This window comes from Fibrobacter sp. UWS1 (genome assembly GCF_002300445.1).
Taxonomy (GTDB): Bacteria; Fibrobacterota; Fibrobacteria; order Fibrobacterales; family Fibrobacteraceae; genus Hallerella; species Hallerella intestinalis.
On sequence record NZ_NSGW01000001.1, the window covers coordinates 551,165 to 562,939 of the forward strand.

Consider the following 11,775-nt stretch of genomic DNA (forward strand, 5'->3'; position numbering starts at 1 on the left):
ATCCCGAACAGATGTTCGGGATTTTTTGTCGCTAAAACAGACTAGGCTTGCGGCGGCTCTGCGGGATCATCTCCCTGCGGCTCTGCCGGTTTTTCCTGATGCTGAAGCGCCTTGATCGAAAGCTTGACCTTTCCCTTCGGATCAATGCCGAGACAGAGAACGGTAACTTCGTCACCCACGTGAACAATATCTTCGACCTTTTCGACTCGATAGTCGGCAAGTTCGGAAATATGTACAAGTCCATCTCGCCCGGGAAGAATTTCAACGAATGCGCCAAACGGCTGAATCGTTTTGACTTTTCCCTTATAGATGCGACCCGGTTCGGGTTCGGCAGTCAGCTCTTCAATCATACGGCGACAGATGGCGCCAGCCTTGGCGTTCGGTGCCGCGATATCGATATCGCCAGATTCTTCGATATTGATTTGACAACCCGTCTGCGCCTGCATTCCCTTGATAACGGAGCCACCGGAACCGATGACGTCGCGAATCTTGCTTGTCGGAATGCGCATCTTGAGCATGGTCGGAGCTTTCGGAGACAAATGGTCTCGCGGAGCCGGAATCGCTTCCTTGATTTTGCCCAAAATATGCAAGCGGCCTGCACGAGCCTGTTCCAAAGCGCTGCGCATCAATTCCGGGGTGATGCCCTTGATCTTGATGTCCATCTGGAACGCAGTGATACCTTCTTCAGTACCCGTGACCTTGAAGTCCATATCGCCAAGGTGGTCTTCCGTTCCGGTAATGTCGGTGAGGATTTTGATCTTGGCATCATCGGCATGACCCGTTTCGGAAATGAGTCCCATCGCCACGCCCGCAACCGGAGCCTTGATAGGAACACCGGCGTCCATCAACGAGAGTGTTCCGCCACAGACGGATGCCATCGAAGAGGAACCGTTGGATTCCAAAATTTCCGAGACAATGCGAATGGTGTACGGGAAGTCTTCCGTGACGGGAAGAACCGCCTTGAGCGAACGTTCCGCCAAGTGGCCGTGCCCGATTTCACGACGAGACATGCCGAGCTTTTTGCATTCCCCGACGCAGAACGGCGGGAAGTTGTAATGGAGCATATAGCTCTTGGAGCCTTCGCCCTGCAAGGTTTCGTAGCGCTGTTCATCGGCCTTGGTGCCGAGAGTGCAGCTGACCAGAGCCTGGGTTTCGCCGCGCTGGAAGACGGCGGAGCCGTGCACGCTCGGAAGGAGTCCCAACTGAATTTCAATCGGGCGAACCTCTGTCGTGGCACGACCATCGATACGACGACCTTCATTCAAAATCATCATACGCATCGTCGTGCGTTCCAATTCGGCAAAAATGGCCTTCGCATCGGCGAGGAGCGCCGGATCCTGGGCATCGCCTTCACCGATAATCGAAAGAATCTTGGGATCCGCGACGACCTTGGCTTCCAGTTCGGCCATTTTCGGATAAAGCTGCGTCTTCACCATATTAGCGTGAAGCGCCTCGTTCAATTCGTCAAAAATGACTTCCTTGACCGTGGAAACGAGCTTTTCATGCGCTTCGCCCTTGTTCTTCGGGGTGAGGACCATTTTCGGCTTGGCAAATTTGGCGACGAGTTCAGCCTGTGCTTTGCAAAGAACCTTGATCGCTTCATGCCCGGTCGTAATCGCCTTGATCATCGTATCTTCGGAAACTTCGTAAGCACCGCCTTCCACCATGCAGACCGAGTTTTCCGTACCGGCGACCACGAGATCCAGATCGGCTACAGAAACCTGTTCATAGGACGGATTGACAATGTATTCGTCTCCGATGACGGCAACACGAACCGCCGCAACCTGTTCTTCAAACGGCAGTTCGGAAAGACCGATGGCCAAAGACGCCGCAGAGACACCGAATACGTCCGGCGCAAACTTCTTGTCCGCAGAAAGGACGTTTACAATGACCTGTACTTCACGGGTGAAGTTTTCCGGAAACATCGGACGAATCGGACGGTCGATGATACGGGCGGAAAGAATTTCCTCGTCGCTCGGACGGCCCGCTTCACGCTTATTATATCCACCAGGAAGACGTCCGGCAGCATAAGCCTTTTCGCGATATTCCACAGTCAGCGGGAAAAAGTCTCCGTCCTTTTCCGGTCCAAAGCAGACCGTAGCCAGAACAAAGGCATCTCCGATTTTAACAACCGCAGATCCCGAAGCCTGCTTGGCAAGACGCCCCGTCTCCAGAACGACTTCCGTTCCGTCGGGGAGCTTTGCCGTCGCCTCTTTAGGCGCTAGCATTTGATATTCCATAAGCATCCTTAAAAATTAACCGCGGAGGCCGAGGTCTTTGATAAGCTGACGAGCCGCATTGATGTCCTTATTGCTGAAATACTTCAACAGATTTCTGCGCTGGGCAACCATCAAGGACAAGCCACGAAGAGAATGGTGGTCATTCTTGTTGGCCTTGGCGTGTTCCGTGAGGTTCTTGATTCTTTCCGTGAGAATCGCAATCTGTACACGGACGTTTCCGGTATCGTTTTCATTAGCGCCGAACTTGGCGGTGAGTTCCTGAATCTTTTCTTTTGTAATGGTAGCCATATGCCGTCCATTTCCTTTTTGGTTTTATGTGAAAGAATTACTTTTAGCCCCATCTCTGCCTGCACCCAGTGGAATTTGGCGATTCTGGTCTGCAGATCCGGGACAAATGCAACTACTTGGCGCAAAAAATAGAAAATTGTCCCCGCCGTCAAGCGAACTTCTCCACAAAAGACGCCCAAATACGGATATTCGCCGACATGGATGGGCAAATGGACGAATTCAAGGTTGCCGGTGATATTGAGTGATCCGTTGGGAAGTTGGAAGCGAGATGCAGGGCGGCAGGGATGCAGCTTCTCCTGAGCCATTCAAAAATAGCGATTCGTTTTAGTCGCCATGCCTTGAAAATTCAGAACTGACCGCTAGTTACTCTAAAAAATGAAATTTTAAAGCTGGCCTAAAACCACTTCTGGGGGATTTTTTGCACGACTTGCCGCATTTCCTCTGGAAAATTGTCCGCGGCAAACCACTGCGGATTTTTGCCCGGAATGGCAATTTGCGCGCGATAGGCGAAAAGCATCTGCGTGTGCGCGCCCAAAATCCGGAAATCATTTTCCGAAAGCGGCCCTTCGACGAGCTTCAAATAAAACGACCCGTCAAAATCGTAAAGTTTGTCCCCGACAATCGGATGGCCAAGGCTCGCGAGATGCGCCCGAATCTGGTGCTTGCGACCCGTGAAAAGTTCCGCTTCGACAACGGAAAAAGGAGCTTCGATGTCGCCGATGTTTTCCCGAAATTCCGCCACTTTGCGAAAAACGGTTTTGCAGGGCTTTCCATTTTCGCGAGGGAACATCTTGATGCGAATCTTATGCTGCGGATCTTCGGCTAAAGGCAACTCGCAAACCGTTTCGCCTTCGGGGAAACTCCCGCGGACAACGCACAAGTACAACTTGCGCAAAAGAATGTGCTCCAGTGATTTTTCAAAGCGCTTTAAAGTATCCGCATTCATCGCCAAAACCATGATGCCGCCCGTGTCCCTGTCCAAGCGGTGCATCGGCGAAATTTCATCGTTTTGAAAAGCGCGGCGCACGACTCCGGTAAACGTATTGTAAAAGATGCGGCCCGTATGGTGCACAGGGATTCCCGCCGGTTTGGAAAGAATCAAAAAATCGTCATCGCGATAGAGCGTTTCAAAATGCGTAGGCACTTCCGGTTCGGCGTAATCGTCCACCCGATAGACAATTTTATCCTTGGCCTGCACAATCGTTTCGGGACTTGCCACTTCGCCGTTCAAAGTGACTACGCCGTTTAAAATCTTTTGCCGCCATGCGTCCCGGGAGAGGTAGGTAAAGCGGGCTGCCAGCGCATCTACAAGGAAAAAGCCTCGCTGTTCGTTGCGGACGACGCTTTCAAAAAAAAGAGTGCTCGGAACTTCGTTCATAGACGGTACAAATTATTGTTTCGGATATAGTCGAACACTTTTTCGTCCAGGCCTTCCGGCTTTTTTCCGGAACCAAAGAAAAGTTCCTTGCGGATTTCGCTGCTCGCATATTTGCCGTCAAAATTCTGTTCGCGTCCTACCCAGAACATCTGCGCATAGCCTTTTGCCAAGTGCCCCGCCATGTCGGGTTTCGGAGAACCCCGGCGTTCAAAAACAATCAGTTCAAATTCTTTGAGGAGCTGAGCACCGTTAAATTCCGTTCCAAAAAAATGCAAGGGATCCCGCCAATGCGGAATGCCCAGATAGCTGTCCGCCCCGACAAGGAGCCGGAAATTCACGCCCGGAAATTTTTCGCGGAACAAACTCATCGAAACATAGGAACCCCGATAATCTCCCATGTTCAATTCCATTTCAGAAACACGAATGCGCGGATCGTCGCCCACCACCAGATCCAGCATGGCAAGCCTATCTGCCGGAGAGGCAAAAAGTTTTTTGTCCCATCTGTCGGGACTCGGAACAAACCAGAGTTCATCGCAAAGTTTTAAATCCAAGCAAAGGCGGGCAAGGCGAACATGATCCCGATGAACCGGGTCAAAAGCTCCGCCGAAAATAGCGACCGATTTAGAAGACATAGACCATAAAACCGACATTAAATTGAAGACGGCTTCCTTTTACACGCAAATCCGCGACCGGATCGTAATGGGAAAGAATCCAGCGGTATTCCAACTCCGTGACGATAGCCGCCGTGGGAAGCACCTGAAAAGTCGCCCCACCCCCAACACCCCATTCATACCAGGTTACGTCCCCGATATTGGAGAGCTTTCGGGCGCGGGAAAAAGACCCGATGAAATAAGGACGTCCGGCTCCGCCCGGCGCGATATTCAAAGAGACGTTCAATGCCCGGGAACGAACCGAAAGATGATCGCCCTCGCCGTCCGTTCGCGAATAATTGTAAATGCCATAACCCAAGCGCAATGCGCCTATGCCCTGCAACCAGATGCCGACAAAAGGAGTCATCCTGTTCAGCCCCGCTCCTTCCGAACCGTCATCCAAAATGCCGTAACCGGATTCCGCGACAGCGCCGACAACAAAAGGCATTTTTTGAGCAAAAGAAGCCGAGAAAAAACAGAGTGCCAAAAACAGAATTTTTTTCATGGTCCCTCTAAAAATGGCACTGGAGAAGAAACATCGAGAGAGACCGAGGATATTTCGACGGATTCGGCAATCGGTAAGAACCGTCACCCCGAAAAGCGGAGCAACGAAGCAACCCGAAACAGCGCAACGCGTCGCAACCGAATTTTTGAAAAGGCATTTTTAGAGAAGGTCCTATCATAGAACAAGCACAAGGAGCAAGAAGGCACTCAAAAAGATATTCAGCAGGGCGTCCGCTTTGAGAAGCCCGTAAAAGCGTCTGGAAAGCGTACGTTCCCTGTGGATGACAAGGCAATGCAGCTTGTCCGAGAAGCAGCAGGAAAGCGTAAATTTCGCAGCCATTAAAGCGAGAAACCACAAAGTGAAACCGGCGAGATGCGCCAGCACGACATAACCCAGCGCCAGAAAGCCGTTTTGCAAAGTATTGATCCGGCGGGTCGCATCAGGAGGGGCTTCGTATTCCGCAAGCATCTGCCGATAATCCTGCATTTTCTTTTGAACCGTGCTAAAACCATCGATAAGGCGAGAAAGGCTGTAACCAAATAGAACTACAGACGCCAAGATCAAAACGTAGGAGCAGATATCCACCATCGCGAGTCAATATAATTTATTCTCGAGGGCACAACCATCTGCGCGCCGTTTCCAACGTCCAATTCTTGCGCCGGGCGTATTCCAAAAGCTGGTCTTCGCCGATTTTCCCGATGGAAAAATAGCCGCTTTTCGGATGCGCAAAATAATAGCCGCAAGTCGCATTTTCGGGAATCATCATAAACGAGTCCGAAAGAGCGATCCCCGTTTTTTCCTGAACCCGCATCGCTTGCCAAATCGGCAGTTTTTCCGTATGGTCCGGGCAAGCCGGATACCCGGGAGCAGGCCTTATTCCAAAGGGTTCCGCATTTTCCGGCAAATAGCCCCAATACTTTTTCATCACGTCCAAGTGCAATTTTTGGGAAAAAGCCTCGGTCAGGCGACCGCCCAACGATTGGAGAAGTAGCACCGAATATTCATCGCCTTTCTTTTTGAACTCTTCCGACTGCTCCGCGATCTGGAAACCGGCGGAAACCGCAAAAAGTCCCATGTAATCCGTTTCCTTCGGGTTCACAAAATCCGCCAGCGATCGATTTCTGCAAATGCCACTGCGCACTTCCTGTTCCCGCAAAAATTCAAAGCGGAACGAGCCAAATTCGGAACGCAATTCCAGAGTTTCTCCATGGCGATTTACCGGAAACACTCCACAGATTCCATTCGCCCGAATCCACTTTTTCGCTATCGCCTTTTGAAGCAATTCTTGCGCATCGCCGTAGAGTTTCCGCGCGGCTTCCGCCTTAGGCGAGTCCCCTTCCAAAAGTTCCGGAAATTTTCCCGGAATCCGCCAGCCGTAAAAAAAGTAAAACCAGTCGATAAACGGAACCAGCTCTTCGAGATTCTGGTCGAGAATCACCTGCACGCCAGGCATTTTAGGAGGCGGCGACGAACGCCATTTTATTTTTTCGTCTTGCATTTCTGCGCACCAAGGGAGTTCCTTTCCCAAAAAATACCATCCGTATAACCCTGAATGGAATTGTCCGATTCCGCCAGCTCCAATCTTTTTTCCGCAAGGCAGGCGTATTCCAGATTTTGCTCGATTCCACAAAAACGGCGGCCCAATTTTTTAGCGACAACGCTTGTCGTCCCGCTTCCCAAAAAGGGATCAAAAACCATATCGCCCGGATTGGAAGAAGCCAAAATCAGTTTTGCCAAAAGCTTTTCCGGTTTCTGGGTGGGATGAACCGTATTTTCGGGCATACTCCAAAAGGGAATGCTGATGTCGTCCCAAAAATTCGATGGAGCCGTATCACGAAATTTTCCGCAATCCGAATCTTGCCAATCCTTTGGAACGCCATCCGTTTTATAGGGAGCGATTACCCGGCGGCGCAAGCGCACGGCGTCCGCATGAAAAGTGTAAGCCTCTGGATTCTTGACGGCAAACCAGATGTCCTCCATGCTGTTTTTCCAATTTGCCAAAGCCCCTCGTCCCTTTTCGCGTCCCCAGGAAATGCGGTTCATCACCGTTAATTTGTTTTCCAGAGAACGCTGAATCGCCGACGTGCATTTCCAATCACCACAAATGTAAAGCGAACCCTCCGGTTTCAAAATCCGAACGAGTTCCCCCATCCAAGAATCGAGATAGGCCTCGTAATCCCCGGACGACATGGCAGAAAAGCGGTTGCCATTAAAATTTTTGGAAAGGTTGTATGGCGGATCCACAATGAGCAAATCCGCAAAAGAGGACGGAATCTTGGGAAGGACTCGCAAAGAATCCCCAAGAATCGTTTTTTCGACAAGCGTCGGCAAGGAATTTTCCCCGGAATCCACAACAAGCCGCTTTTGCAAGCGAGCGATTTCTTCGGAAGAAATGGTCAGCGTCCGATTGCGAGGAGCCCGAGTTTTAGAGTTCAGCGAGGCCATAGGTCATAAAGGGACTGTTCGTCGTTCACCAGCATTTCGCGGGGCTTGGAACCGCGTTTCGGTCCGCAGACTCGCAACCTTTCCAGCTGATCCAGAATTTTTCCCGCACGGCTGAACCCGACAGAGAAATGGCGTTGCACTTCGGAAGCGGAAAGGGCGCCGCGCTCCATGCCGTAGCGAGCGACATCCATGGCCAACCCGTCAATTTTACCAGACAGATTGGCGGCGCCGTCGGCGTTTTCGGCATCCTCGGCAGGATCGTCCACGTCAAAGGACTCCAATCTTTCAAAATGCACATTCTGGTCCGCGCAAAAATCCGCCAGCTTCTCCACTTCTTCATCCGTCAAAAAGCCGCCGTGCACACGAATCGGTTCCGGATCGTCCCCAGAACGGTAGAGCATATCGCCCCGCCCGAGCAATTTTTCGGCTCCGCCCCGATCCATCACAGTCCGGGAATCCACGAGCGAAGCGACTTTAAAGCTAATTCGCGCGGGAAGGTTCGCTTTGATGAGCCCGGTAATCACATTGACCGAAGGACGCTGTGTCGCAATGACCAGGTGGATCCCGACTGCGCGCGCCTTTTGCGCAATCCGGGCGATGTATTTTTCCACTTCCTTTCCCGCCACCATCATCAAATCGGCAAGTTCGTCGATGACCACGACGATATAGGGCATATTTTCCATGACATCCTCCGGCATCGGGGGAATATCCTTCGGATCGGGAACCGCGGGGACTTCCTGCAAATTTACCGGAGATTCCCCGCTGGCAGTCGCCCGTTCCACCTCTTGCCGGTTTTCTTCTTCGATTTTTTCAGCAAGGGCCTTCGCCGATTCGTAAGCCGCCTTCTTTTCTTCTATCTGGCGAATCAATTCCTGCTGTTCCCGGCGTTTTTGATTATAGCCGACCAGATTTCGCACTTTATACTGAGCGAGAACTTCATAACGGCGATCCATTTCCACACAGCCCCAACGCAAAGCGCTCACGGCGACATCGGGCTGCGTGACCACCGGAGCGAGCAAATGCGGAATGTTCTCGTAGAGTTTCAATTCCACGACTTTCGGGTCCACCAGAATCATCCGCAATTCATCGGGAGACTTGCTGAAAAGAAGGCTCGCCATCAGCGTGTTGATGCAAACCGACTTGCCCGAACCCGTCTGACCGGCAATCAAAATGTGCGGTGCGCGGCAAAGATCCATCGTATAGGAATTTCCGGTAATGTCCTTGCCCAAAGCAATAATCAATTTATCCGGCTGCGGTTTAAATAAAGGGCTTTCAAAAATCTCCCGGCAATAGACCGTCTGCAATTTGCGATTCGGCACTTCCACGCCGACCAGGGACTTTCCGGGAATCGGAGCCAGAATCCGAATGGACTTCGCTTTCAGCGCCAGGGCTAAATCTTCATGGAGAGTCGTAAAACGCGAAACCTTCACGCCCGGCCCGGGTTCCACTTCAAAACGGGTAATCATCGGACCCGTCGAAATGCCCAGAACTTTCCCTTTCACTTTAAAATTTTCCAATTGCTCTTCTAACTGGTGACTGATTTCATCCAGTTCTTCCGCCGTATAGTCCGGTTTCTGCTCCGGCGGCGTATCGAGAATTTCGGCGACCTGGGGAATCACATATTCGTCATAGCGCAATTCCGTTGTCGTATTTTCCGCGGTCTGAGGGGACTCCGACGGCAAATCCGCCGCAGATTCTTCTGCGGGAGCCTTTACTTCCTGAAGATTTTCCGGACCGATCTCCTCGGGCAAATCTTTCTTTGCAAAATCGTTTCCGCGCACCACAACGCCTTTAATTGTCGGACGGCTATGGCGGTCGTTTTCCCAATTGTTCATTTGCTGAACCTGACGCAAGTGGGCAATTTCGTCTCGCAACGCTCGGACTTCCAAGGCGCCCATGCGCTTTTCGTTTTCGCGCAAATAGCGTTCCTTCTCTTCGATTTCCCTCTCCGCCACATTGGAAGAAGCCTCTTCGTTGGAAGGCGTTTCCGAAGCGGTCGCCTCCGGACTCACCAAAGACGGCGTTTCCGTTTCTTCCCGGAACGGAGCGGGCTGCTCTACAGGAAGAGTCCCGTCAAATGCGCCTGCGACTCCGCGAAACGGTTTCGCTTCGATGCCCAACATAGTATAATCGCTATTCCATTCGTCCGCTTTCGCCGCCTTGACTTTTGCTTTTTCCAAAGATTTTTCCGCAGTTCCTTTTGTTTTTTTCAAATCCGATTTCGGGCTTGCAATTTCCTTTTCCGAACGGGCGAACATCCAGCGGACAAAACCGGCAAAGCCGACAAAAGGCATTTTTAAAAATCCCAATTTCGCCAACGGGAAATGAAAAAAGGCTACAAAAACAACAAGGAGAACTAAAAGCAAAAAGAGGAACGGCAGGACAAAATTTTCTTTTCCAAAAACAGGCCAAAGCAATGTGTGCACCAAAAAGAAACCGAAACGACCTCCCGACGCATACAAAGCTTCGTCATTTAAAGACAGGTTTCCGGAATGGGCGGCGAGCAGAGAAAATATCGCCGGGCAAAGAACGCAAAGGATGGATATGCCGAAACAAACTTTTAAATATTTCGGGCATTCCCTGGAAAGAAGAATCCAAATTCCCCAGCATATCGAGCAGACGGACACCATGGTTGCCGAGAACTTTCCAAACACATAAATAAAAGCCTGCGGAACCGCTGTCCCAAAAATCGGGCCAAGCCCATTTTTTTCACTGCCGATAAACGAGACCAGCGAAACCAGCAGCAAGAATCCAAAAGCCAGCAATATAACGCCCAAAATCCGTTTAGGCGTTTTCGGATCCATTTGCTTTCCCTTTTGTTTGGAACGTTTTTTCATACGGGAGCAAATATAATTTATTAATAGTGTCCGCTAAAAGTTAATCAATTTCGTAGAAAAGTTATAAAAAAAGACGGTTCCCGATAATCGAGAGCCGTCACTTTTGGTATCGTTTTAAATAACCACAAATAAAAGGAACCAAAAGCAGTATGAAAGATAGCAACTTTAGCGGACAGCCGGTATTTTCCCAGATAATGAAGCTTATTCCCAAGAACCTTGTCCTGTCCCTATCTAGACAGAACGGCGGGGAACGCTATGTCAAGAAGTTCGATGCGTACCAGCATTTGCTTGTGCTCTTGTTTTCCGTCATGGAGCAGTACAAGTCCATCAATCAAATCTTGCTGGGGCTCGAAGCGGAATCGAGACGGCTAGTCCACGCCGGACTTACGGAGATCCCCAAAAGAAGCACATTCGCTGACGCGAACGGACGGAGACCGGCCGCGATATTCGAACGGCTCTACCATGAGTTGCACAAGAAGTACGAGCACTGTTTAGCGGACAGCCGGGACTATTTTTGGTCCAAAAGGCTTTATGTCATGGACTCGACGACTGTCTCCCTCTTCACCGACGTGATGAAGGGTGCCGGCAGGAACCCGAAGCTGGGCAAGAAGAAGGGCGGAGTCAAGGCGCACACCGTGATGAAGGATTCGTCTGGAGCGCCGGAGTTCGTCATCGTGACCCCGGCAGCGAAACATGACAGCACTGAACTCAAGAAAGTCAAGCTTCCCTCGGAATCATTTCTTGCTATAGACAGGGCATACATCGACTACAAGTTGTTCGAGAGCTTCTCCAAAAAGAAAACGACCTACGTGACCAGGATGAAGAAGAACCTCAAGTACGACCATGTGTCGGACAACCCCGTTTCAGACAACATACTTCGGGACGAGAATGTCCAATTTCATTTTGTCTCCCGCAAGAAGGAGCGAGTTCACAGGGCCCGCATAGTCGAACATTATGTCGAGGAGACGGGAAAGACATGGCGGCTGCTTACGAACAACAATGAACTTCCTGCCAAGGAAATAGTCGAAATTTATCGAAGACGCTGGCAGATAGAAACCTTCTACCGCAGTCTCAAGCAGAATTTTCCGCTTCATTTCTTTTACGGAGACAGCGAGAATGCGATCCGGATACAGATCTGGATAGTAATGATAGCTAACCTGCTGACAGCCATTGTTCGTGCGCAGACAAAAAGGAAGCTGAGTTTCTCCAGCACGGTTCTGCTGATACGCCAGTGTGCAACCTACTACGTAGACCTGTACAAACTCCTGGAATCTCCAATAAAGGCTGTAAGGGATGCATACGTCGGTGGACTCGCTCCACCGCAATCACAGCAGTCATTCCTGTCCCAACTGAACTGAGGGGGGCTCGTATTTTGAAATAAGTCCCGTTTTCCTTGAAAACGGGACGTTTTGGGGATTATGAATTCATGAAT

At 50.7% G+C, this 11,775-nt stretch carries 10 protein-coding genes; 1 reads left to right on the top strand and 9 read right to left on the bottom strand.

Features of this window, described 5'->3' with window-relative positions; genetic code table 11:
* Positions 1-41: 41 nt before the first annotated feature.
* The 9 genes from pnp to BGX14_RS02280 form a co-directional block, all read right to left on the bottom strand.
* Positions 42-2,240, bottom strand: a complete 2,199-nt coding sequence (pnp, locus tag BGX14_RS02240; RefSeq protein ID WP_233126372.1) for a polyribonucleotide nucleotidyltransferase — start codon at positions 2,238-2,240, stop codon at positions 42-44.
* A gap of 15 nt (positions 2,241-2,255) precedes the next feature.
* Entirely contained in the window at positions 2,256-2,528 is a 273-nt protein-coding gene (rpsO, locus tag BGX14_RS02245) for a 30S ribosomal protein S15 (RefSeq protein ID WP_073302082.1), read from the bottom strand.
* A 394-nt stretch (positions 2,529-2,922) separates the two neighbouring features.
* Complete coding sequence (locus BGX14_RS02250; RefSeq protein WP_095878938.1) at positions 2,923-3,906, bottom strand: pseudouridine synthase; 984 nt, start codon at positions 3,904-3,906, stop codon at positions 2,923-2,925.
* A complete protein-coding gene (locus tag BGX14_RS02255; protein ID WP_073302087.1) occupies positions 3,903-4,538 on the bottom strand; it encodes a nicotinate-nicotinamide nucleotide adenylyltransferase in 636 nt (211 codons plus the stop codon). The genes BGX14_RS02250 and BGX14_RS02255 overlap by 4 nt, the downstream gene beginning before the upstream one ends.
* A complete protein-coding gene (locus tag BGX14_RS02260) occupies positions 4,528-5,061 on the bottom strand; it encodes a hypothetical protein (protein ID WP_073302089.1) in 534 nt (177 codons plus the stop codon). The genes BGX14_RS02255 and BGX14_RS02260 overlap by 11 nt, the downstream gene beginning before the upstream one ends.
* 174 nt (positions 5,062-5,235) lie before the next feature.
* Positions 5,236-5,649 carry a hypothetical protein gene (locus BGX14_RS02265; RefSeq protein WP_078776320.1) on the bottom strand — a complete coding sequence of 138 codons (414 nt, stop codon included), beginning with the start codon at positions 5,647-5,649 and terminating at the stop codon, positions 5,236-5,238.
* A gap of 16 nt (positions 5,650-5,665) precedes the next feature.
* Positions 5,666-6,559, bottom strand: a complete 894-nt coding sequence (locus BGX14_RS02270; protein ID WP_095878939.1) for a vitamin B12 dependent-methionine synthase activation domain-containing protein — start codon at positions 6,557-6,559, stop codon at positions 5,666-5,668.
* Positions 6,541-7,506 carry a DNA methyltransferase gene (locus tag BGX14_RS02275; RefSeq protein WP_095878940.1) on the bottom strand — a complete coding sequence of 322 codons (966 nt, stop codon included), beginning with the start codon at positions 7,504-7,506 and terminating at the stop codon, positions 6,541-6,543. Before BGX14_RS02275 ends, BGX14_RS02270 begins: the two co-directional genes overlap by 19 nt.
* The gene (locus tag BGX14_RS02280) at positions 7,494-10,343 is read right to left on the bottom strand and encodes a DNA translocase FtsK (RefSeq protein WP_095878941.1); all 2,850 of its coding nucleotides are present in this window, start codon (positions 10,341-10,343) and stop codon (positions 7,494-7,496) included. The genes BGX14_RS02275 and BGX14_RS02280 overlap by 13 nt, the downstream gene beginning before the upstream one ends.
* A 149-nt stretch (positions 10,344-10,492) precedes the next feature.
* On the opposite strand from BGX14_RS02280, the gene BGX14_RS02285 reads away from it, so the two are divergent.
* Entirely contained in the window at positions 10,493-11,701 is a 1,209-nt protein-coding gene (locus BGX14_RS02285; RefSeq protein ID WP_095878730.1) for an IS4 family transposase, read from the top strand.
* Positions 11,702-11,775: the final 74 nt, after the last annotated feature.

Coding starts and splice junctions, on each gene's coding strand:
- pnp (WP_233126372.1), bottom strand. CDS start 2,240: ATGGAATATCAAATGCTAGCGCCTAAAGAGGCGACGGCAAAGCTCCCC.
- rpsO (WP_073302082.1), bottom strand. CDS start 2,528: ATGGCTACCATTACAAAAGAAAAGATTCAGGAACTCACCGCCAAGTTC.
- BGX14_RS02250 (WP_095878938.1), bottom strand. CDS start 3,906: ATGAACGAAGTTCCGAGCACTCTTTTTTTTGAAAGCGTCGTCCGCAAC.
- BGX14_RS02255 (WP_073302087.1), bottom strand. CDS start 4,538: ATGTCTTCTAAATCGGTCGCTATTTTCGGCGGAGCTTTTGACCCGGTT.
- BGX14_RS02260 (WP_073302089.1), bottom strand. CDS start 5,061: ATGAAAAAAATTCTGTTTTTGGCACTCTGTTTTTTCTCGGCTTCTTTT.
- BGX14_RS02265 (WP_078776320.1), bottom strand. CDS start 5,649: ATGGTGGATATCTGCTCCTACGTTTTGATCTTGGCGTCTGTAGTTCTA.
- BGX14_RS02270 (WP_095878939.1), bottom strand. CDS start 6,559: ATGCAAGACGAAAAAATAAAATGGCGTTCGTCGCCGCCTCCTAAAATG.
- BGX14_RS02275 (WP_095878940.1), bottom strand. CDS start 7,506: ATGGCCTCGCTGAACTCTAAAACTCGGGCTCCTCGCAATCGGACGCTG.
- BGX14_RS02280 (WP_095878941.1), bottom strand. CDS start 10,343: ATGAAAAAACGTTCCAAACAAAAGGGAAAGCAAATGGATCCGAAAACG.
- BGX14_RS02285 (WP_095878730.1), top strand. CDS start 10,493: ATGAAAGATAGCAACTTTAGCGGACAGCCGGTATTTTCCCAGATAATG.